The organism is Pseudomonas sp. B6002 (genome assembly GCF_013385985.1).
GTDB lineage: Bacteria > Pseudomonadota > Gammaproteobacteria > Pseudomonadales > Pseudomonadaceae > Aquipseudomonas.
Genome location: NZ_JACAOY010000025.1, coordinates 167,449 through 187,333, shown reverse-complemented (window position 1 = coordinate 187,333; position 19,885 = coordinate 167,449). Strand labels below are relative to the sequence as shown.

The following is a 19,885-nucleotide window of genomic DNA, read 5'->3' as shown; positions in this document are numbered from 1 at the left end:
GTAAAAGCCTTGAAGCGATCAGCCGCAATTGACCCGCGTGATCACCAGGTTGTCGTCGGTGTTCAGGTTCAGGCGATCGGAGCGGTATTCCAGGGTAATCATGTCGTTTGGCTTGAGAATCCGTGCGTTCTGCGCACCGGCACGGGTACGGGCCTGCTCCAGCAACTGGGGCGAGGCTTTCTGGCCGATTGCGAACTCGGCGGCTTTCGACTCACAGCGGGTATGAGTGACGTCAGCGGCGGCGGTTGCTTTGCCTGGCTCAGAGGCACCCGGGGTGCTGCAACCCGCCAACGCGAGTGCTGCCAACAAAGTACCGAATGATGCGAGCTTCCAAGGCATGAAGCCTCCTATGATAAAAATGGACAGAGATCGTGCGACAGCGATATGGCGGATTGGTTTCAAGACGTAAACCGCCGGAGGGCAAGTCTGCCCTACTCTTGCGCGGCATTCGCCCGAGCAATCGTCACCAGATATGAACGTACTCAGTAGATATCGATGTAGTCGGACGAAGGTTTTGGCCAGTTCTGCGTAAGCGCATTCAGGATCTGGGTCACCCAGACTTCATCGCTGGCAGCCACGTTGCCGACGTAGCCTGAGCCCTTGGCCCAGGTCTCCAGGCGAAACAGCAACCCTTCGATCTCGACACCACCCACCGCCCTGCCAGAAGAGATATAAGCGATCCCGGCCTTGGTCACCCGCAATTGGGCATGTTCATCGTCACTGGCACTGGCAATCAACTGGCGCACGGCGGCCAGGTTCAGGTTGTCGGGGTTGTTCAAATCGATCTGCACGCGTTCATTCCCGGCAATTAAACAGGGAGACAGTGTCGCACAGCCCCTCGCTCATGCCTAAGTAGCAGTGCCAAACGCGGCGCAAAATGGTTAACTGCGCCGGCAAGAACCGCGTTCCAGCGCATTACCCAGTACTTTCAACACCGCGAGACAGCCATGAGCACTGTAACCCTCCAAGCCGATATCAAAGCCAAGTGGCCTCAGGGACAAAGTTCCTACAGCCCCGGAAGCCCGGAAGAATTGGCAATCATCGGTATCGACCTGCTGGTCAAGGAATTGGGCACCCAAGCGGCGCAAGCCTTTATCGGTCAGGTATTCGAAAAATACCCGGCCGATCACATGGGTGCACACGACCCCGAGCGGGAATAAGAACCGGTCGACGAGCGCCGACCGGCAAACACCTTACTTCAAGCGTGCCAAGCGCTCAGTCAGCAGATCGAAGAAGCCCTGGGCGTCGCCGTTCTCGACCCAGAACACATTCTTTTCCTGCTTCAGGCCGTCGTACCAGTCGACGATGGTCTGACCGAAAGTCGGGCCTTCGCGGCTATCGACCACCATATTGGCCTGACGGCCGCTGAACAGTGAAGGCTTGAGCAGATAAGCAATCACCGTGGCATCGTGCACCGGGCCACCGGGGATGCCGTAGTGCTCCATATCGCCTTTGACGTATTCGTTAAGGATATTGCTGACGACTTTGCTCGCGTTGTTGTTGAGGTCTGCGATCTTTTTTAAACGCGTTTCGCTGGTCAGGACTTTGTGGGTCACGTCCAGCGGCAGGTAGGTCAACTTGACGCCACTCTTGAGTACGATCTCGGCCGCAACCGGGTCGGCGAACAGATTGAATTCGGCCACTGGCGTAATGTTGCCGCCATTGAAGTGCGCACCGCCCATCACCACGACCTCCTTGATGCCTTGGGTGATTTCCGGCGCCTGGGTCAATGCCAGCGCCAGGTTGGTCTGCGGACCGAGCATGGCGATGGTGATGCTATGGGGCTTGGCGGTGCTCAAGGTCTTGATCAGGTAATCAACCGCATTGCCTTCGGCCAGGCCCTTTTTCGGCTCATGCACGGTGACGCCGGAGATGCCTTCCTTGCCGTGGATATTCTCGGCATAGATCGGCGTGCGCAGCAGCGGCTTGGGTGCGCCGGCATACACCGGAATATCTTCGCGCCCTGCCCACTCACGGGCCAGCCGTGCGTTGCGGGAAGTCTTGTCCAGGCGCACATTGCCGGCGACAGTGGTCAGCGCTCGAATGTGCAACTCCTCCGGAGAAGCCATGGCAAACAGCAAGGCTACTACGTCATCAGCACCGGGGTCGGTGTCGATGATCAGGTCGATTTTTTCCGCCGCATGGGCGCTGGCTGCGGTGAGTGCGGACAAGAGCAGGACACTCCGGAACAGGTTTTTCAGGGTGGGTAGACCACGTTGCATGAAACACTCCTTGTCATTGGGAACGCTAGAAAGTTACGCCGGACACCAGCGCGATGTTGCAATAAGGCTGGCACTCGCCCGTGCGCACGACGGCGCGAGCCTTGCGGCTCAATTGCTTGAATTCTTCATGGCTGACCAGACGGCGCTCGCCCAGGGCCGCCTGCTCGGTCAGGGTATTAAGGGCCGCCAACGCCGGTGGCTGCTTGAGCAGGATCTCCTCGGCCAGCACGTGGCTTTCCACCTGCATCTCGCTGAGCACAATGCGCAAGGTGCTGATGAAATCCGGAATGCCTTGGGTCAGCGCCAGGTCAATCAGCTCGACGCCAGGCGGTACCGGCAAGCCGGCATCACCGATCACCAGCACATCGCCGTGACCCAGGGACGCGATGACGCGTGACAGTGCAATATTGAGGAGCGGTGTCTTTTTCATGAGGGCACAAAACCTTGAACGTCGTGCAGCGTGGGAATAGAGGGCTGCGCACCGGCACGTGTCACTGACAGCGCCGCTGCCACTTGGCCAAATCGGATAGCCTCGGCTTCGCTCTTGCCATTGGCCAGCGCCGCAGCAAAGCCTCCGACAAAGGTGTCACCGGCCGCCGTGGTATCCACAGCCTTGACCTTTGGCGCCACCAGGTGTTCGAAGCCCTTGCCATCGGCCAACAGCGCGCCTTGGGCACCCAGGGTGATGATGACTTTGCCGGCGCCGGCCTTGATTAATTGTGTCGCGGCAACCTGGGCACTTTCGAGAGAGTCCACCGTCACGCCACTGAGGGCCGTGGCTTCGCTCTCATTGGGGATCAGGTAGTCGATCGCGGCATACCAGTCTCCCGGCAACGGGCCGCTGGCCGGCGCCGGGTTCAGGATGACGACCTTGCCCAGCTCACGCCCGCGCTTGAGCGCATGGCCAACGGTGGCCATCGGCACTTCAAGCTGGCAGATGATCACATCGGCCGCCTGCAGAACGGCGTCAGAGGCTTGCAGTGACGCAGGTGTCAGCTCACCGTTGCTGCCGGCCACGATCACGATCGCGTTCTGGCTGCTGTCGTCCACCACTATCAATGCCACGCCGCTGGAGCCGTCCACCGTGGCGACGGCCTGGCAATCAATGCCTTCCACCAGCAGCGCATCGCGCAACTGGGTGCCGTAGGCGTCAGTCCCCACGCAACCGACCATCGCCACCTCGGCACCCAGGCGCGCTGCCGCCACCGCCTGGTTGGCACCCTTGCCGCCAGGCACCGTGGTGAACGTCTGACCGATCAAGGTTTCACCGGCACGCGGCAACCGGCTGGCACGGGTCACCAGGTCCATGTTCAAGCTGCCTATTACCACTACTTTTGCTGGCATACATCAGTACTCATCAATTCGGTTCAGCGGTATTGGGCGAAGACCCCGGCAAAAGGTGCCGTGGACTCTCGCAACACAATACTCGGCGTCACGATGCGTTGATCGATCGGCAGTTGGGGGGTTGCAATTCGTTGCAGCAAAAGCTCGGCCGCCGTCTCGCCCAGCTGCACGATCGACTGCCCGACCGTGGTCAGCGCCGGGTACACGTAGCGGCCCATTTGAATATCATCGAAACCGATCACCGACAGTTCGCCCGGCACGCGGATGTTGCGCTCGGCCGCCGCGCGTAACACGCCGAAGCCAATCATGTCGTTGCTGGCAAAGATCGCGCTGGGCGGGTTCTGCGCCAATAGCTTCACCGCTGCGGCATAACCACCGGTGCTGGTGAAATCGCTTTCTTCGGTGCGCCCCGCTGCCACTTCTACACCCGCCTCACGCAGCGCCCGGTGATAGCCCGCCAAACGCATCTGCGCTACGCGGGTATGCCCCGGGCCGCCAATGCAGGCAATGTCCCGGTGACCCAGCTCCAGCAAATGTTTAGTCGCCAGGTAGGCGCCCTCTTCGTGGTCGATGCGTACCAGGTCGACATCAATGCCGTCCAGCGCGCGGTCGACAATCACCATCGGCGTGCGCACCGCGCTCAAGCCGGCCGCGAGGCCGCTGTCGTCACCGCCTACCGAGGTCACGATCAAGCCGTCGATGCGTTTCTCCAACAACACGCGCAGATAATTGCGCTGCTTTTCAGCATTGTCGTCGGAGTTGCAGAGGATGACGCAGTAGCCATTACGCTCGCAGTAATCCTCAATGCCCCGCGCCAGCTCCGCAAAATACGGGTTGAGGCTGTTGGGCACCAACAGACCGATGGTGGCGGTGGTCTTGGCCTTGAGCGAGCGTGCAACAGCACTCGGTACATAGTCCAGCTGCTTGATCGCCGCCTCGACCTTGATCCGCACAGGCTCGCTGACCGGGCGCGTCTTGTTCACCACATGGGACACCGTGGTGTAGGAAATACCTGCAAGCGCTGCCACATCCTTGATCGTTGCCATGGTTCAGCCTCGCCGACTGGCGCGCTGGCTGCGGTAGGTATCGAGAACCACGGCGATCACGATCACGGCACCGGTAATGATGCGCTTTGTGGGCTCCGTGGCACCAATCTGCGCCAGTCCAGCTGCCAGTACCGAAATAATCAACACACCAAAGAAGGTACTGATGACCGAACCGCGCCCGCCCATCAGGCTGGTGCCGCCGATCACCACGGCGGCGATCACCTGCAGCTCGAGGCCGGAGCCGGCATTCGGATCAGCCGCTTCGAGCCGTGAAATCTGGAACAGTGCCGCCACGCCTGCCAACAGGCCCATCAGGCTGAACACCAGGATCTTGTAGGGCTTGGGATTGATCCCCGCCAGGCGCACGGCCTCTTCGTTGGTACCGATGCCGATCAGGTAACGACCGAACACCGTACGGGTCAACACCAACTGGGCGGCGATGATCACCAGCAGCGCAATGATAAACGATGGCGAAATGCCGAACGCCACCGGGTTCGATAGCCAGGCGAAGGAATCACCGATGTACGCCGTGCGCGAGCCCGTCATTTGGTAAGCGACACCACGAGCCATTTCCAGCACGCCGAGTGACACGATAAACGACGGAATCCGCCACGCCACGGTGATCGAACCGGTGATGGTGCCAGCCAATGCCGCACAGCCCATGCCGAGCACAGCGGCCGGCAATACGCTCCAGCCCCAGCCCAGGATCGCCACGCTGACCGCCGACGCAGCCAGTGCCAGCACTGAGCCTACCGACAGGTCGATGCCACCGATGATGAGGATGAACGTCATGCCCACCGCCAACACCATCAGGTCAGGGATCTGGTTGGCGAGGGTGCTGAAGGTGTCATAGGACAGGAAGTGATCGCTCAGCACCGAGAACAGCGCAATCATCGCCAGCAACGCACCCGCCAGCCCAAGATAAGTGCCCAGGCCGTAGAAATTGCCGCCGGTTTTACCAGGGGAAGTTGTTGTTTTCATGGGGTATCCCTAAGCACTGCGTCGTTGAGCAGCGCATCACGTTTCTGATAGCCGGCAAAGGCGGCGGCAAGCAATTCATCCTGGGTCCAGCTGTCGCGCTCGAATGTCTCGATCAAGCGCCCGGCCGAGAGCACACCGATGCGATCGCAGATCAGCATCAGCTCACGCAGGTCACTGGACACCACCACCAGCGCTTTGCCCTGGCGAGTCAGTTCGCCGAGCAAGGCATAAATGTCGAACTTGGCGCCCACGTCGATGCCGCGGGTCGGCTCGTCGAACAGCATCACCGCACAATCACGCTCCAGCCAGCGGCCAATCACGACTTTCTGCTGGTTACCACCGGACAACTCGGACACCAGTTGTGCCGGGCTGGAACTGCGGATGCGCATGGCGTCGATCTGGCGCTTGGCCAGGGCCGTTTCGTCACGCGCATTCACCACGCCACCACCGGAGATTTCCGGCATGTTACCCAGGGCGATGTTGGCACTGATGGATTGAGTCAGCAGCAGGCCTTCGCCCTTGCGATCTTCGGTAATCAAGGCGATGCCATGCCCTACCGCATCCACTGGCGAACGGATGCTCACCACCTGGGCCGGCGAGCCCAGCGCAACGGTGCCACTGTCTGCCAGGTCAGCACCGAAGATCAGGCGCAGCAATTCGGTACGGCCAGCGCCGATCAGGCCGGAAATGCCGTAGATCTCGCCAGCACGCACTTCAAAGGACACATCGCGGACCTTGTCCGAACGCGTCAGGCCCTTCACCGTCAGGGCCGGGCCGCCGATAGTGCGCGGCCCCAGGTCGATCTGCTCACCCAACTCGCGACCGACCATCAAGGTGACCAGTTGCTCGCTGTTGTAGTTGGCCATCGGCTCGACACAGACCAGCTTGCCATCACGCAATACTGCAATGCGCTGGGCGACACGGGCCAGCTCTTCGAGCCGGTGCGAAATATAAATGATCGCCACGCCGCGGGCCTGCAGGCGGGTGATCTGTTCAAACAGCATCTCGACTTCACGGGCGGTCAACATCGCCGTGGGTTCGTCGAGGATCAGCACATGGCAATCGCCAATCAGGTTACGGGCGATTTCCACCATCTGCTGGTGGCCGATACCCAGGGTACCGACGAGGGTGTCAGGGTCGATCGCATCCAGGCCGACCTGGGCCATGGCCTCGATTGCGGCTTTGCGTAGTTGCTTGCGGCTGATCCAGCCACAGTGGCTGGGCAGGTTGTCCAGGAACAGGTTTTCAGCCACGGTCAGGGTCGGCAGCAGGTTGAGTTCCTGCATGACCATGCGCACGCCCAACTCTTCAGCCTGGGTGCGGCTGCCCGGACGGAAGTCCTGGCCGTTGAACTGCATGTGCCCGGTGGTCGGCGTGACAAGGCCACCGATGATCTTCGACAAGGTGCTTTTGCCTGCGCCGTTTTCACCGGTCAGCGCCAGCACTTCCCCGCGATTGAGCGTCAGAGTGATGTCGGACAGAACCGGTTGGGCATAGGTCTTGCCGATACCGCTGACCGAGAGGACAGCGTTCGGGGCGGAAGATGACATAGGAAAATCTCCAGGCGCCCGCTCAGGACAAGCGGGCGCTGTTGGGTGCTGCCAGGATTACTTCTTGAGGACGAGTTCGACCGGGGTTTCGATCACGCCGTCTTTGGCATCGACTTTCTCACCCTTGACCAGCTTGAGCGCGTTCTGGATGCCGAACACAGCTTGCTGGGCAGCAGCCTGGTCGGCGGTCGCCAATACGCGGCCGTCCTGCAACATCGGCTTGATCGCTTCGATATTGTCATAGCCCACGACCAGCACTTTGCCCGCTTTACCTGCCGCACGTACGGCGGAGACGGCGCCCAGGGCCATGTTGTCGTTACCGGCCAACAAGGCCTTGAGGTCCGGGTATTCGCTCAGCATGGCGGACGCCACTTTCTGGCCTTGGTCGATTTCCCAGTTACCCGACTGGGTGGAGACGATCTTCATGCCGGCAGCGTCCATCGCATCCTTGTAGCCTGCGGTACGTTGCTGGGCGTTGGTGGTGGTCGGAACGCCTTCGATGATGCCGACCTTGTCACCCGAAGCCAGTTGCTTGGCCAGGTAATCGCCGACCAGCTTGGAACCTTTGCGGTTGTCCGGGCCTACGAACGGGATGTCGAGGTTTTTGCTTTTCAGCACGTCCGGGTCAAGACGGTTGTCGATGTTGACGACCTTGATGCCGGCGTCCGAGGCTTTCTTCAGCACGGTAACCAGTGCCTTGGAGTCAGCAGGGGCGATCACAATCGCATTGACCTTGGCGAGGATCATCTGATTGACGATATCGATCTGCGCACTGGTGTCGGTTTCGTTCTTGATCCCGTTGGTGATCATGTCGAAATCGGCGGCATGTTCTTTCTGATACGTCTTGGCACCGTCTTGCATGGTGACAAAGAATTCGTTGGCGAGGGATTTCATGACCAGGCCGACCTTGGGTTTGGCGGCAGCGTCATCGGCAAATGCAGAGGAGAGCGGCAGGGCAGCGGATGCGGCAGCAAGCACAGCGACAGCAAGAAGACGTCCAGCAAATGGCAGCTTCATGGGTTCACTCCGATCTTATGATTATTGTGAGCAACGCTTGCACCGAAGAACGCTTCGGCAGCCGGCCCACCCGGGTGGCTGATACGAGCTGTCACGATACCTCAAGGCGTGCATCGTGAAACATCTCGCAAACGTTTGCGTTACACCAAACTATGAGAACCTTGTCGAGATTTGTCAACGGGAGAAAACAGCCTTTCATCCACGCCCTCCCTCCCCTGTCCCAGGGGCCCATGGTTGATCCTGTTAAACATTCAACTGCTTGGGTCGTTCTCTAAAACGACAGGCGGCGCTGCCGGCTCCTGGCGCTGACCGAGCACGCTTTCGGACAACCGAACGCCAGCCCACCCCAACGTTCGGAAAGCCGGACACCCACTCAAACTAAAAACCCTAAAACCAAAAATAAACTGATTAAAATCAATAAGTTAATTTATAACTGCAGACACAATCAGCCTGGTACAAATCCTGCTCTTACCCTGCACCTCGAGGCATTCAGAATCGCCCGGGTGTTCTAGATGAACCTGCACCAGCACTCATCAAAAACCAGAGAGAAAAATAATGAAATCTGCACTGAAGAACTTTGTTCCGGGCGCGTTAGCCCTCCTGCTGCTGTTCCCCCTTGCCGCCCAGGCAAAGGAAGCTGAAACCAAAACCAAACTCTCCAACGTCGTCATCCTTGCCACCGGCGGCACCATCGCCGGCGCTGGCGCCAGCGCGGCCAACAGTGCCACCTACCAGGCGGCCAAGGTTGGTATCGAACAATTGATCGCCGGTGTTCCTGAGCTTAGCCATATCGCCAACGTTCGCGGCGAGCAAGTGATGCAAATTGCATCTGAAAGCATCAACAACGAAAACCTGCTGCAACTGGGTCGCCGCGTAGCCGAACTGGCCGACAGCAAGGACGTGGACGGTATCGTGATCACCCACGGCACCGACACCCTGGAAGAAACCGCCTACTTTCTGAACCTGGTCGAAAAAACCGACAAGCCAATCGTGGTCGTAGGTTCGATGCGCCCAGGCACCGCCATGTCGGCTGACGGCATGCTCAACCTGTACAACGCCGTGGCCGTCGCCGGCAGTAAAGACGCGCGTGGCAAAGGCGTGCTGGTCACCATGAACGACGAGATCCAGTCGGGTCGTGACGTCAGCAAGATGATCAACATCAAGACCGAAGCGTTCAAGAGCCCATGGGGCCCGCTGGGCATGGTGGTCGAAGGCAAATCCTACTGGTTCCGCCTGCCTGCCAAGCGTCACACCATGGATTCCGAATTCGACATCAAGAACATCAAGAGCCTGCCCGATGTTGAAATCGCCTACGGCTACGGCAACGTGAGCGACACCGCCGTCAAGGCCCTGGCCCAGGCTGGCGCGAAAGCCATCATCCATGCCGGCACCGGCAACGGCTCGGTCTCGTCCAAAGTCGTACCGGCCCTGCAGGAACTGCGCAAGCAAGGCGTGCAGATCATCCGTTCTTCCCACGTGAATGCCGGCGGTTTCGTTCTGCGTAACGCTGAACAGCCTGACGACAAGTACGACTGGGTTGCCGCCCATGACCTGAACCCGCAAAAAGCGCGGATCCTGGCCATGGTTGCCCTGACCAAGACCCAGGACAGCAAAGAGCTGCAACGGATGTTCTGGGAATATTGATTCCTGGCTGCATCTCGGCACGGGCGGCTTGTCCGCCCTTGCCACCTTTCAGATACGCCCCGCCTGCATGAATTCGCCCAGACAGCTGTCAGACCTAACTCCTGAAGTTTAAGCAGTTGCGAAATTGCCCACAGTTAAATACTGTATGCACGTACAGCTTACTAAGGAATTCTCCGTGGCAACGTCCTCTTCCGCACTGCCGACTCCACCTGATGCCTACGAGCGCCTGGCCATTCGGGTGCAAAAGATCATCAACTCGACCAACGCACAGAAAGCCAAGGCCGCCCTGATCTTCCGTTTGCCGGATGAGCCGGTGGACGAATGGGAGCGTCTGCTGGAAGAAATTGCGGAGAACGATAACGTCACCCTCGCCTACCGGGATGACGGCGGCGTGCAGATTTTCTGGGTTGTGCCGAAGGAAGATTGATTCAATGAGTGTCCGTTTTACCGCTGTGGTTTGCTTGTTCTTTGCCGTCACCGCCCATGCCCAGGCGCCCCGAACCTTCAGCGAAGCCAAGAAGGTCGCCTGGAAACTCTACGCCCCACAATCCACTGAGTTTTACTGCGGCTGCAAATACAACGGTAATCGGGTAGACCTGAAAGCCTGTGGTTACGTCCCGCGCAAAAACGCCAGCCGCGCCGCTCGTATCGAGTGGGAACACATCGTCCCGGCCTGGCAGATCGGCCATCAACGCCAGTGCTGGCAAGCTGGAGGACGCAAGAACTGCACGCGCCACGATGACGTGTTCAAGCGCGCCGAGGCCGACCTGCACAACCTGGTACCCAGCATTGGCGAGGTGAACGGCGACCGTAACAACTTCAGTTTTGGCTGGCTGCCGGTGCAAAGCGGGCAGTATGGTTCATGCCTGACCCAGGTGGACTTCAAGGCCAAGAAGGTGATGCCGCGCCCTTCCATTCGGGGCATGATCGCCCGCACTTACTTCTACATGAGCAAGCAATACGGTTTGCGCCTGTCCAAACAGGACCGCCAACTGTATGAGGCCTGGAACAAGACCTACCCGGTGCAACCCTGGGAGCGCCAGCGCAATCAGACCGTGGCCTGTGTGATGGGGCGCGGCAACGAATTTGTCGGCCCGGTGAACCTCAAGGCCTGCGGCTGAAAGGGGGCGGGGAACCCGCCCAGCCTTCCGATTACTGCGCGGTCTTGTGTTCGATGACCTGCGACTCGGTGTCGTTTTTCTTGGCGCGGGCCAGCTTCTCGGTCAACAGCGCCTGCTTGGCTTCTGCTTCGGCTTTGCTGGCGAACGGCCCCAGCAATACCTGGTCCTTGCCGTCTTCCTTCACGATATAAAAATTGAAACCATGTTCCAGCAGCCAGGCGGTCAGGTCGGTGAGCGCCTGCAACTTGTGATCCGGCGGGCCCACCCATACATCCCATTCCTGGGCAGCAATTGCGCCGGTCTGTGGCTGGCTTTCGGTCACGGCAGGCTTGGCCTTGGGGGCGTCGACGCTTTTGCCTTCACCGCAACCGGCCAAGGCCAACACCGCAATTGCCATCGCTACTTTACGCACTGCCCTGCTCCTTTAAGGATAAAGAGGCAACTTTATCATTCACTGTCTATTCTGGCCGTCATAAACGTTAGCTTAAACAATGCGAATGATGTATCGCAGACCTGTATGATGCCGCCATGGGAATTAATGTCGCCTCTATGCGTCCTAAAAGAGGCAGTCACAGGGAAGCGCTTAAGCAGTAAGCTACACACATCCGACATCTGCCCTGTCTGAAACATGTGTCCTTAAAAGTAATCAAGGAGAAGTCCATGCTTATACTCACCCGCAAAGTTGGTGAAAGCATAAACATCGGTGATGACATCACGATCACCATCCTGGGCGTCAGCGGCCAGCAAGTACGAATCGGCATCAACGCGCCCAAGGATGTTGCCGTGCATCGCGAGGAGATTTACCAGCGCATCCAGGCCGGCCTGACTGCTCCGGATAAAAACCAGACGCCTTGAAGCGCCCTCAGTAGCCAGCCTTTTCGTTCACTGTAACGGCTGGCGAAAACCTGCTTGGCCTGTTCACGTGGTTGTGGCGTGATCAGCGCGCCCCGCCCTGCTTCCTGGCAACAAGATGAAACTGTCTTCACGCCTGGAACTTGTTGCTTTATTCATAGCCGAAACTCCTGACTCATTCCTTGCCATCGGAGTGCACCGGGAGCACACAGATGAGGCGATCCACTGCGCAGCCATTTGTAATTCGCTCTTGGACGATCACGCTGCTGATAGGGCTAATCTTCTTGGGGTTCGAATATGGCCTGAGGTGTGAAATAAACCCGGATAGCGGGCGCCAAGCCCATTCGTGGCTGGACCTGATGCTCTTCCTCGGTGCCTATCTGTTCGCATTCTGCCTCAAGCCGATTCAAACGGCGATGCAACGCAAACTGTGCCGTCGCGCAAACCATTCCCCACCGCAGAAAACAGCACGTTGACGGCCCGTGCAGCGCTATCGGATCGCTGGTATTTACAGTCTCCCGGCAAGTTCTATGCTTGGGTTTGCACGGTCCGCAATAGGCACAAAAGCAGATGGATACCCTGAGTAAATCCGAAATTGAAGCCGCACTGGCAGCGCGTTTGCCCAGTTACAAGATCGCCTGTACGCTGCACGCCGACGGTACGCTTTCAGCCATTCTCAGTGGTCCCGAAACAGATCATTTCGCAGTCACCGGTATCGTCCGCGCCCACTACCGTGGCGCCGAAGCCATTGCCCGGCTCGCCAACGAAATCCTCAGGGAAATGGTGCTGTCGCGCCAAGGCATGAAGAACAACCGGCTACAAGCGCCCCCAGAACCTCCCCTTCCCAACGACAAGGACGACCGCTAGCGGGAACCGCTTCAGCCCACACGGTTCGACAGCAGCAACAACCCCTCATCGTCACGCCGGGCCTGTAATTGCCCATAACCGTCGATCGAAAGATGCGGCGTGTGCATGGGCTTCAGGTGCGTCGACGTCACCACGACCACATCCGCCCCCGCTGCTTCCCCTGCGCGAATACCCACCGCTGCATCTTCAAACACCAGGCAATCCTGCACCGGAACGCCCAAACGCTGCGCGCCCAGCACGTAACACGCCGGATCCGGCTTGCCGACCGCCACATCCTCAGCGGTCACCAGCACCGCCGGCGGACTGATACCGGCAGCCTGCAGGCGCCGCAACGCAAGCTCCCTGGGTGCTGACGTGACCAACGCCCATTGATCGCCTGGCAAGCCGTTCAGAAACTCGACAGCGCCGGGTATCGCCACGACCCCCTCGACATCGTTGATTTCGGCCTCGGTAATCCACTGCGCCTCAACTTCCGGATCAACGCCCAGCAACGCCTGGCGAGTAATGGTGTCGATGGCCCTTGCCCCGTGAATGGTTGCCAGGAACGCCGCTACATCCAGGCCATGGCGCTGCGCCCAGATGCTCCACACGCGCTCCGCCGCAGCGATGGAATTGAGCAGGGTACCGTCCATGTCAAACAGAAAGGCGCGGTAACGTCGGGCAAAAATGGCAGGAGCGGAGATAGACACTGCTGGGCTTCCTCTTGGGCAGGGACACGTAAAAGGCCCGATGCAATCTACGGATCACGCCCGCGCTTGTAAACGACGGCGGCGCACGCCAAGCCGATTGGATTACAGGTTTGTAATGAAGCTGTCAGTCTAAGAAGCACCCTCACTTCATACAGTGGAGTCGTCAGTCACCCACACCGGTTGACGCCACTTCCCACTGATGAAAAAGGGTCCACCCATGAAGCCTGCAAGCAAACTTTGCCTGATCGCCGCCAGCCTGTTGATGCTGGGAACCGGCACCGCCATGGCCAGCACCGTCGCGCCGGTCAAAGCCAACAACGTGGTACTGGTGCATGGCTCCTGGGCCGATGGGTCGAGCTGGTCCGAAGTGATCACTCGCTTGCAAGCGGCCGGTCTGCACGTCACCGCGGTGCAAAACCCGCTGACCTCGGTCGCCGATGACGTTGCCGCGACCAATCGCGTCCTTGATCAACAGGACGGCCCTACCGTACTGGTCGGCCATTCATACGCCGGCACCGTGGTCAGCGACGCTGGCGCGAATTCGAAAGTCAGCTCGCTAGTGTACGTCGCCGCCCGTGCGCCGGACGCCAACGAAGACTTCGTCGCCCTCTCCGCCAAGTACCCGACCATGCCAGTACGTGCCGGCGTTGAAGACCACGATGGCTACCTCACCCTGAGTCAGGACGCGTTCCTCAAGTACTTCGCCGCTGACGTGCCTCGCACCAAGGCCCTCGAGCTGTATGCCGTGCAGCAACCCATCACCAAGACCTTGTTCAGCGGCCGCACCGTGAACGCCGCCTGGCACACCAAGCCGTCCTGGTACGCGGTGTCGGCCAATGACCAGACCATCAACCCGGACCTGGAACGCTTCCTCGCCAAGCGCATGAACGCCACCACCATCGAGCTGCCGTCGAGCCACCTGTCGCTGGTGTCCCACGCCAAGGAAATCACCGACCTGATCCTCGAAGCGTCGGGCCGCCAGCCTTAAGCCCTTCATTACGAACTTGTCATCATCCTGTTGGCTGGCTGTTTGCGTCACCTGGTTACCGTGAACTTACTGCCAGGACCTGGCAGCCAGCCCTTAAAGAGAGATACCGCCATGAAACTGTTTATCCTCGGCTTTACCGCTTTGCTTGCCACCGGTTCAGTGTTTGCTGCCGACACCGCACCCGCCGCCAACGTGATCCACGACAAGGTCGGTTTCTTTGTTCACTTGGATGTCGACAAAGTGCTGTCGAGCACCGACACCTACGGCCAATGCGGCATCGTCCCAGCCCGCCTCGACTACCTGGACCACCAGGGTCGCGAACACGTACTGGACTACCAGGTGCAAGGCATCGGTTGCGCCAGTGACAATTGATCGGGCTACACTTGCGCAACGCGACGAACCAAGGCACTTCCCATGAATATTCTCGTAGTCGAAGACGAACCCAAGGCCGGCAATTACCTGCTCAATGGCCTGCAGGAACTGGGCTACTCCGTGAGCCTCGCCCGTGATGGCGTGGACGGGTTGCACCAGGCGCTGGAAACGCCGTTCGACGTGATTGTGCTGGACGTGATGATGCCTAAAATGGACGGCTGGGAAGTGTTGCGTCGCCTGCGCAAGGAAGCGGATACACCCGTGTTGTTTCTGACCGCCCGCGATGACATCGCCGACCGCATCAAGGGCCTGGAACTGGGCGCCGACGATTACCTGATCAAACCGTTTTCCTTCGCCGAACTGGTCGCACGCCTGCGCACCCTGACCCGTCGTGGCCCGAGCCGCGAAGAGGAACAGCTGCAGATCGCCGACCTGCAAATCGACGTGCTCAAGCGCCGCGTCACCCGCGCCGGCACGCGCATTACCCTGACCAACAAAGAGTTCGCCCTGCTGCATCTGTTCGCCACGCACCAGGACCAGGTGCTGTCACGCTCGATGATCGCCTCGCGGGTGTGGGACATGAATTTCGACAGCGACACCAATGTGGTGGACGTGGCCGTGCGGCGCCTGCGCCTGAAAATCGACGACCCGTTCCAGCTCAAGTTGATCCACAGCGTGCGGGGCATCGGCTACCGCTTCGATACCCAGCCATGAGCCGCACTCGCCATTACTCCCTGACCCTGCGCCTGGCGTTGATCTTCGCCTTGCTTGCCTTCGGCCTCTTGGCCACCCTGGGCGTGGCGTTGTATCGCGAGCTGGAACGCGAGCTGATCAAACGTGATGACGCCGCACTGATCTATCGCGCAGATCAGTTGCGCAATCTGCTCAACGACAGCAACACGCTGGACCTGATCAAGACCAAGCCGGAACTGTTCCAGAATATGCTGGGCAACAGCGAGTCGGTGCTGAGCATCGCGGCGCCGGGCCAGACACCGTTGCTGCTGGTCAACCCGGGCAACATTGAAATGCCTACCGTGACCCCGGTGCCACGGGGCCATGAGCTGGGTTTTTCCGACGTGCACCATTTGCCCGGCGTGAATGGCGTGCCCTTCGCAACCGTGGCCGCCTCCATCGACTCCGGCGACCTGGGCAGCCTGCAGGTCACCACCGGGCGCCTGATGACCGAACGCACCGCCATGCTCGCCAGCTATCGCTTGAGCGTATTTGTGCTGGCGACCATTGCCGCGATCATCCTCGCCCTGGTGGGTTACCTGTTGGTCCACCGCGGGCTCGTGCCTCTGCGGCGCCTGGCCAGGCACGCCCAGGGCATCGGCGTGGGCAACCTGGCCGAACGCCTCGACAGCCACGGTGCGCCCAAAGAACTGCTGCCGATGATCGATTCCTTTAACACCATGCTGGAGCGACTCGCCAAGGGCTTTGTGCAACTGGGCCAAGTGTCCACCGACATGGCCCACGAGCTGCGCACGCCGATCAACAATCTGTTGGGGGAAACCCAGGTGGCGCTGCAGCAAAACCGCAGCATCGAGAGCTACCAGCAACTGCTGGCTTCCAACGTCGAAGAACTCGAACGCCTGGCGCGGATGCTCGACAACATGCTGTTCCTGGCCCGCACCGACCCCGCCAGCGCCTTGCGCCAGCGTCAGGAACTGAGCGCGGCTGATGAAGTGGAGCGGATGGCCGACTACTTCGAAGGGCTGGCGAGTGATGTGGACATCAGCATTCTCGCGCAAGGTGACGGCGTGATCTGGGCCGAGCCGATGTTGCTGCGCCGCGCCCTGGCCAATCTATGCGCCAATGCCATCAAATATGGCGCGCCGAGTTCCGAGCTGGTGATTGCGGCAGTGCCGAACGACGACGGCATTCACCTGAGTGTCAGCAACCGAGGCGAAACCATTGCGGCGGAGCATTTGCCCAGGCTGTTTGAACGCTTCTACCGGGTGGATGAGTCGCGGGAACGTTCGGCTCAGTCCAACGGGCTGGGGTTGTCGATCGTGGCGACCATCATGCAGTTGCATAACGGGCGGTACAGTGTGAGCAGTGAGGCGGGAACCACGCGTTTTGAATTGTTCTTTCCTCGGCGGGAGGAGTGAGAACCGCACGCCAGGCGTTCCGAGTTATTTTGCAAAAATTTCAATGTCACAGCCGCGCCGAACTCCCACTACTCTTGCTTCCAACGTGCTCTTTCAAATGATCGGAAACAGGTGTCAGGCGTTGGAGAAAAAACAGTATCGACTCAGCGCAGAAAGTACGCTGAACATGCCGGCTCAAGGCAGAGGCGGTGGAGGAAATGGAGGAGGTTCGGGCGTGGAAAAAAGATTGGGCTTACTTGAAAAGGGGCTGGCGGAAATGAAAGAGAAGCTGATCGCCGTATCAAGCAGAACAGATTCCTCAGAAAAACACTTCGCCACGCGGGCAGACCTCGCGACGACCGAGCTCAACCTCATCAAATGGTATGTAGCCACAGCCTTCGCGATGACAGGACTGGCCTGCGCTATTACTTTCGGCTTGACCCGACTTCTGACAAGTTGAGCCCCTGCGGGCTGGTCAACTGACCTGCCCGCCCGTTTCACTGATATCCACTGTTGTTCGCCACGCCGCCAGGAGTGCCACTCGTAACCCTTCAACCAACGTTCCCAGCGCCATCGAAGGCTGCCCCGATCCCATCACCTGCTCCGGCAGGTTCGGCACATGAATAAACCCACTGCGTACGCCCGACCCAACCAGTGCATGTTGCAATCGATAGAACACCTGGTTGCACACAAACGTCCCTGCCGTTTGCGAGACTGACGCGGCAATGCCCGACTCACGCACAGCCTTGACCATGGCCTTGGTCGGCAACGTGGAAAAATAGGCAGCCGGGCCATCAGGCACCACGGCCGTATCAATTGGCTGCGCACCCAGGTTATCCGGGATTCGCGCATCGTTGAGGTTGATTGCCACTCGCTCAACGGAGATATCGCTGCGCCCAGGCCCCAGGCCCGTCGCAATGACCATCGACGGTCGCAGCTCATCGATCAACTGGATCAGGCAGTCTCCCGCCGTGGCAAACGCACAGGGCAAGCGACGCGCAACAACCTGCATGTCGCTCCCTACTTGCACTCCATCCAGTTGGCGAACCGCTTCCCAAGAAGGATTCACCGGGTCTTGATCAAAGGGCTCAAAGCCCGTCAGCAAAACAGTGTGCATCGTTAGCCTCACATCAACAGGTAGAGCAGGACAATATTGACCACCAGCATCATCAAGGCGGTCGGCAGCTGCGCCTTGATCACGGCATTCTTGTCGGGCAACTCGAGCAACGCTGCCGGCACGATGTTGAAGTTGGCCGCCATCGGCGTCATCAGCGTACCGCAGTAGCCGGAGAACATGCCGATCGCAGCCATCACCGCCGGGTTACCACCATAGATCCCCACCAGCACAGGGACACCCACGCCACCGGTCATCACCGGGAACGCGGCAAAGCCGTTGCCCATGATCACGGTGAACAAGGCCATGCCCAGCACATAGACCATCACCGCCACCAGCTTGAAATCCAGGTTGATGTAAGTGGTGGTGACATGCGCCACCGCCGTGCCGACCCCGGCCTCGTTGAACAACAGCCCGAGCATGGCCAGCATCTGCGGCAGCACCATGGCCCAGCCCAAGGCTTCGGTCAGGCGTCGTGACTCGCGCAGGGCTTGCACCGGCGTGTCACGGGTCAGCCAGCACGCCAGGCCGAGGGCGATCAGGCAGCCAATGCCGAGGGAGACGAACGTGGTGTTCTTCGGGTCCAGCAATGCCACGCCGCCGATTTGAGTGTTTTTGAGCAGCACCGAACCAATCACCGTGGTCAACGGAATCGCCAGCGCCGGGATAAACAGTTTGTGGCCCAGGCGACCGGCACTGGCGCGGGCAGCCTTGTCGTGCAATTGGCCATGAACCCCGCGCCCTACGCCACCCAACCCTGCGATCAGCGCCATCACCACCACGCCCATCCCGATGACCACCGGCGGCAGGCGCTCGCCTACCAGGAACGGAATAGCGAAAAGTAACCAGAACAACGCAGTGGACCAGCGTTTGGGGTGGTTTCGATCCAGCAGGATCATGCCCGCCGTGATCAGCAGCAACACACCGGCCAGCCAGTACAGGTATTGAATGGAGATGATCATTGCGCAGCCTCCACTGAGGTGGCTGCCGGCGTCATGTCGCGGGTGAGCCTTCGGTCAAATCGATGCAGGCGGATCGCATGGATGATGAAAGCGCAGATCGCCGTCGGGATGCCCCACACGGCGATGTGCAGGGGCTCCACGTCGATGCCGGAGCCCAGCAGGAAGGTGTGCATCAGTGCAATCGCACCAAAGGCGACGAAGATGTCCTCGCCAAAAAACAGGCCGACGTTGTCGGTCGCCGCGCACATGGCCAGCACTTTGTGGCGCAGTTTATCAGGCAGCTTGCCATAGCGTTTTTCCGCCGCACCTTCCGCCATCGGCGCCAGCAACGGGCGCACCATTTGCGGGTGGCCACCCAGGCTGGTCAAGCCCATGGCCGCGGTGGATTCGCGTACAAACAGGTAGATGATCAACAAGCGCCCGACGGTCGCACGCTCGAACCGCGCAATCCAGTTTTGCGCATGCAAGCGCAGGCCATGGCGCTCCAGCAGGCCAATGACCGCCAGGGGCAGTAACAGAATCAGTTGCAGGGCGCGGGTCTGAAGGAAACCTTCACCCATGCTGGCGAGAATTTTCTCCGACGGAAACTGCGCTGCCAGCCCGGTGGCGATGGCGGCTGCGGTGACCACCAGCAGCGGATTGAAGCGCAAGACAAAGCCAACCACGATGACAAGTACGCCGATTAACGGCCATAGGTTCACAACAGTTTGCATGACGATGAGGTCCTGAATGCGCGCTGCGGCGCCGTGATAGCAGGTTGTGAGCCAAGGGTTCACAGCATGAAAGTGGCGTGCAGCCCGGCGCGGTTTTTATTGTTGACCTTGAAGGTCGAGCGTCAGTGGCGGCAACTTTGCTGCCTGGGGGCGGGGGTGTCCAACAAGAAAAATTGTTGCTGCAAACCAATAATTCTTGTGGGTGATTGCAGGGCTGAACGTAACAAGATGTGGACAAACAACCGCATGGTCGAGCATCGTAGCGCCGCCCGATTCTCGGGTGCGGTGCCGACACCGGCGCGCCCTCCCCAAA

Annotated in this window: 25 protein-coding genes; 11 read left to right on the top strand and 14 right to left on the bottom strand. The window is 59.6% G+C overall.

The genetic code is table 11. The features are described 5' to 3' along the window. Positions 1-18 precede the first annotated feature (18 nt). Complete coding sequence (locus HX792_RS25980) at positions 19-339, bottom strand: I78 family peptidase inhibitor (RefSeq protein WP_176998758.1); 321 nt, start codon at positions 337-339, stop codon at positions 19-21. A gap of 143 nt (positions 340-482) precedes the next feature. After that, the gene (locus HX792_RS25975; protein WP_176998757.1) at positions 483-791 is read right to left on the bottom strand and encodes a hypothetical protein; all 309 of its coding nucleotides are present in this window, start codon (positions 789-791) and stop codon (positions 483-485) included. A gap of 156 nt (positions 792-947) precedes the next feature. Here HX792_RS25975 and HX792_RS25970 point away from each other — a divergent pair, with 156 nt between their 5' ends. After that, positions 948-1,160 (top strand): hypothetical protein, encoded by a 213-nt coding sequence (locus HX792_RS25970; protein ID WP_176998756.1) that lies wholly within the window; start codon positions 948-950, stop codon positions 1,158-1,160. Positions 1,161-1,193: 33 nt separating this feature from the next. Here HX792_RS25970 and HX792_RS25965 read toward each other — a convergent pair whose 3' ends face one another. The 7 genes from HX792_RS25965 to HX792_RS25935 are packed head-to-tail and all read right to left on the bottom strand — an operon-like array spanning position 1,194 to position 8,160. Beyond that, complete coding sequence (locus tag HX792_RS25965; protein ID WP_176998755.1) at positions 1,194-2,222, bottom strand: nucleoside hydrolase; 1,029 nt, start codon at positions 2,220-2,222, stop codon at positions 1,194-1,196. Between the two features lie 25 nt (positions 2,223-2,247). After that, entirely contained in the window at positions 2,248-2,652 is a 405-nt protein-coding gene (rbsD, locus tag HX792_RS25960; RefSeq protein WP_176998754.1) for a D-ribose pyranase, read from the bottom strand. Continuing rightward, positions 2,649-3,566: a ribokinase gene (rbsK, locus tag HX792_RS25955; RefSeq protein ID WP_176998753.1), complete on the bottom strand. Its 918-nt coding sequence runs from the start codon at positions 3,564-3,566 to the stop codon at positions 2,649-2,651. The genes rbsD and rbsK overlap by 4 nt, the downstream gene beginning before the upstream one ends. A gap of 23 nt (positions 3,567-3,589) precedes the next feature. Next, entirely contained in the window at positions 3,590-4,612 is a 1,023-nt protein-coding gene (locus HX792_RS25950; RefSeq protein WP_176998752.1) for a LacI family DNA-binding transcriptional regulator, read from the bottom strand. Between the two features lie 3 nt (positions 4,613-4,615). Then, positions 4,616-5,593, bottom strand: coding sequence for an ABC transporter permease (locus HX792_RS25945; protein ID WP_176998751.1), 978 nt, complete (start codon positions 5,591-5,593; stop codon positions 4,616-4,618). Then, complete coding sequence (locus HX792_RS25940; RefSeq protein ID WP_176998750.1) at positions 5,590-7,143, bottom strand: sugar ABC transporter ATP-binding protein; 1,554 nt, start codon at positions 7,141-7,143, stop codon at positions 5,590-5,592. Before HX792_RS25940 ends, HX792_RS25945 begins: the two co-directional genes overlap by 4 nt. 57 nt (positions 7,144-7,200) lie before the next feature. Further along, positions 7,201-8,160 carry a sugar ABC transporter substrate-binding protein gene (locus HX792_RS25935; protein WP_176998749.1) on the bottom strand — a complete coding sequence of 320 codons (960 nt, stop codon included), beginning with the start codon at positions 8,158-8,160 and terminating at the stop codon, positions 7,201-7,203. Between the two features lie 555 nt (positions 8,161-8,715). On the opposite strand from HX792_RS25935, the gene HX792_RS25930 reads away from it, so the two are divergent. From HX792_RS25930 to HX792_RS25920, 3 genes are all read left to right on the top strand, one after another. Beyond that, entirely contained in the window at positions 8,716-9,804 is a 1,089-nt protein-coding gene (locus HX792_RS25930; protein WP_176998748.1) for an asparaginase, read from the top strand. A 175-nt stretch (positions 9,805-9,979) separates the two neighbouring features. After that, positions 9,980-10,231 carry a DUF1654 domain-containing protein gene (locus tag HX792_RS25925; RefSeq protein WP_176998747.1) on the top strand — a complete coding sequence of 84 codons (252 nt, stop codon included), beginning with the start codon at positions 9,980-9,982 and terminating at the stop codon, positions 10,229-10,231. Positions 10,232-10,235: 4 nt separating this feature from the next. Then, the gene (locus tag HX792_RS25920) at positions 10,236-10,925 is read left to right on the top strand and encodes an endonuclease (RefSeq protein ID WP_176998746.1); all 690 of its coding nucleotides are present in this window, start codon (positions 10,236-10,238) and stop codon (positions 10,923-10,925) included. Between the two features lie 31 nt (positions 10,926-10,956). Here HX792_RS25920 and HX792_RS25915 read toward each other — a convergent pair whose 3' ends face one another. Beyond that, positions 10,957-11,322 carry an SPOR domain-containing protein gene (locus tag HX792_RS25915; protein WP_176998791.1) on the bottom strand — a complete coding sequence of 122 codons (366 nt, stop codon included), beginning with the start codon at positions 11,320-11,322 and terminating at the stop codon, positions 10,957-10,959. 263 nt (positions 11,323-11,585) lie between these two features. Between HX792_RS25915 and csrA the strand changes: the two genes are divergently transcribed. Both csrA and HX792_RS25905 read left to right on the top strand, forming a co-directional pair. Further along, a complete protein-coding gene (gene csrA / locus HX792_RS25910) occupies positions 11,586-11,780 on the top strand; it encodes a carbon storage regulator CsrA (protein WP_003192511.1) in 195 nt (64 codons plus the stop codon). A 567-nt stretch (positions 11,781-12,347) separates the two neighbouring features. Continuing rightward, entirely contained in the window at positions 12,348-12,644 is a 297-nt protein-coding gene (locus HX792_RS25905; RefSeq protein WP_176998745.1) for a hypothetical protein, read from the top strand. Positions 12,645-12,655: 11 nt separating this feature from the next. Here HX792_RS25905 and HX792_RS25900 read toward each other — a convergent pair whose 3' ends face one another. Next, positions 12,656-13,333, bottom strand: a complete 678-nt coding sequence (locus HX792_RS25900) for an HAD family hydrolase (protein WP_176998744.1) — start codon at positions 13,331-13,333, stop codon at positions 12,656-12,658. 217 nt (positions 13,334-13,550) lie between these two features. Here HX792_RS25900 and HX792_RS25895 point away from each other — a divergent pair, with 217 nt between their 5' ends. The 5 genes from HX792_RS25895 to HX792_RS25875 all read left to right on the top strand — a co-directional run bounded on the left by HX792_RS25895 (position 13,551) and on the right by HX792_RS25875 (position 17,243). Next, positions 13,551-14,321, top strand: coding sequence for an alpha/beta fold hydrolase (locus HX792_RS25895; protein WP_176998743.1), 771 nt, complete (start codon positions 13,551-13,553; stop codon positions 14,319-14,321). 111 nt (positions 14,322-14,432) lie between these two features. Further along, a complete protein-coding gene (locus HX792_RS25890) occupies positions 14,433-14,693 on the top strand; it encodes a DUF2790 domain-containing protein (RefSeq protein WP_176998742.1) in 261 nt (86 codons plus the stop codon). Positions 14,694-14,735: 42 nt separating this feature from the next. Next, complete coding sequence (locus HX792_RS25885; protein WP_016970977.1) at positions 14,736-15,407, top strand: heavy metal response regulator transcription factor; 672 nt, start codon at positions 14,736-14,738, stop codon at positions 15,405-15,407. Next, positions 15,404-16,804, top strand: coding sequence for a heavy metal sensor histidine kinase (locus tag HX792_RS25880; protein ID WP_176998741.1), 1,401 nt, complete (start codon positions 15,404-15,406; stop codon positions 16,802-16,804). The genes HX792_RS25885 and HX792_RS25880 overlap by 4 nt, the downstream gene beginning before the upstream one ends. Before the next feature lie 121 nt (positions 16,805-16,925). Beyond that, on the top strand, positions 16,926-17,243 hold the full coding sequence (locus HX792_RS25875; RefSeq protein ID WP_256349905.1) for a hypothetical protein: 318 nt from the start codon (positions 16,926-16,928) through the stop codon (positions 17,241-17,243). Positions 17,244-17,258: 15 nt separating this feature from the next. Here the strand turns inward: HX792_RS25875 and pcp are convergent, their stop codons facing one another. Genes pcp through HX792_RS25860 form a run of 3 tightly spaced genes read right to left on the bottom strand, consistent with a single transcriptional unit; the run spans position 17,259 to position 19,572 of the window. Further along, the gene (gene pcp / locus HX792_RS25870) at positions 17,259-17,900 is read right to left on the bottom strand and encodes a pyroglutamyl-peptidase I (protein ID WP_176998740.1); all 642 of its coding nucleotides are present in this window, start codon (positions 17,898-17,900) and stop codon (positions 17,259-17,261) included. Between the two features lie 8 nt (positions 17,901-17,908). Continuing rightward, positions 17,909-18,859 carry a DUF979 domain-containing protein gene (locus tag HX792_RS25865; protein WP_176998739.1) on the bottom strand — a complete coding sequence of 317 codons (951 nt, stop codon included), beginning with the start codon at positions 18,857-18,859 and terminating at the stop codon, positions 17,909-17,911. Beyond that, complete coding sequence (locus HX792_RS25860; protein ID WP_176998738.1) at positions 18,856-19,572, bottom strand: DUF969 domain-containing protein; 717 nt, start codon at positions 19,570-19,572, stop codon at positions 18,856-18,858. The genes HX792_RS25865 and HX792_RS25860 overlap by 4 nt, the downstream gene beginning before the upstream one ends. Positions 19,573-19,885: the final 313 nt, after the last annotated feature.

Coding starts and splice junctions, on each gene's coding strand:
- HX792_RS25980 (WP_176998758.1), bottom strand. CDS start 339: ATGCCTTGGAAGCTCGCATCATTCGGTACTTTGTTGGCAGCACTCGCG.
- HX792_RS25970 (WP_176998756.1), top strand. CDS start 948: ATGAGCACTGTAACCCTCCAAGCCGATATCAAAGCCAAGTGGCCTCAG.
- HX792_RS25965 (WP_176998755.1), bottom strand. CDS start 2,222: ATGCAACGTGGTCTACCCACCCTGAAAAACCTGTTCCGGAGTGTCCTG.
- rbsD (WP_176998754.1), bottom strand. CDS start 2,652: ATGAAAAAGACACCGCTCCTCAATATTGCACTGTCACGCGTCATCGCG.
- rbsK (WP_176998753.1), bottom strand. CDS start 3,566: ATGCCAGCAAAAGTAGTGGTAATAGGCAGCTTGAACATGGACCTGGTG.
- HX792_RS25950 (WP_176998752.1), bottom strand. CDS start 4,612: ATGGCAACGATCAAGGATGTGGCAGCGCTTGCAGGTATTTCCTACACC.
- HX792_RS25945 (WP_176998751.1), bottom strand. CDS start 5,593: ATGAAAACAACAACTTCCCCTGGTAAAACCGGCGGCAATTTCTACGGC.
- HX792_RS25940 (WP_176998750.1), bottom strand. CDS start 7,143: ATGTCATCTTCCGCCCCGAACGCTGTCCTCTCGGTCAGCGGTATCGGC.
- HX792_RS25935 (WP_176998749.1), bottom strand. CDS start 8,160: ATGAAGCTGCCATTTGCTGGACGTCTTCTTGCTGTCGCTGTGCTTGCT.
- HX792_RS25930 (WP_176998748.1), top strand. CDS start 8,716: ATGAAATCTGCACTGAAGAACTTTGTTCCGGGCGCGTTAGCCCTCCTG.
- HX792_RS25920 (WP_176998746.1), top strand. CDS start 10,236: ATGAGTGTCCGTTTTACCGCTGTGGTTTGCTTGTTCTTTGCCGTCACC.
- HX792_RS25915 (WP_176998791.1), bottom strand. CDS start 11,322: ATGGCAATTGCGGTGTTGGCCTTGGCCGGTTGCGGTGAAGGCAAAAGC.
- csrA (WP_003192511.1), top strand. CDS start 11,586: ATGCTTATACTCACCCGCAAAGTTGGTGAAAGCATAAACATCGGTGAT.
- HX792_RS25905 (WP_176998745.1), top strand. CDS start 12,348: ATGGATACCCTGAGTAAATCCGAAATTGAAGCCGCACTGGCAGCGCGT.
- HX792_RS25895 (WP_176998743.1), top strand. CDS start 13,551: ATGAAGCCTGCAAGCAAACTTTGCCTGATCGCCGCCAGCCTGTTGATG.
- HX792_RS25890 (WP_176998742.1), top strand. CDS start 14,433: ATGAAACTGTTTATCCTCGGCTTTACCGCTTTGCTTGCCACCGGTTCA.
- HX792_RS25885 (WP_016970977.1), top strand. CDS start 14,736: ATGAATATTCTCGTAGTCGAAGACGAACCCAAGGCCGGCAATTACCTG.
- HX792_RS25880 (WP_176998741.1), top strand. CDS start 15,404: ATGAGCCGCACTCGCCATTACTCCCTGACCCTGCGCCTGGCGTTGATC.
- pcp (WP_176998740.1), bottom strand. CDS start 17,900: ATGCACACTGTTTTGCTGACGGGCTTTGAGCCCTTTGATCAAGACCCG.
- HX792_RS25865 (WP_176998739.1), bottom strand. CDS start 18,859: ATGATCATCTCCATTCAATACCTGTACTGGCTGGCCGGTGTGTTGCTG.
- HX792_RS25860 (WP_176998738.1), bottom strand. CDS start 19,572: ATGCAAACTGTTGTGAACCTATGGCCGTTAATCGGCGTACTTGTCATC.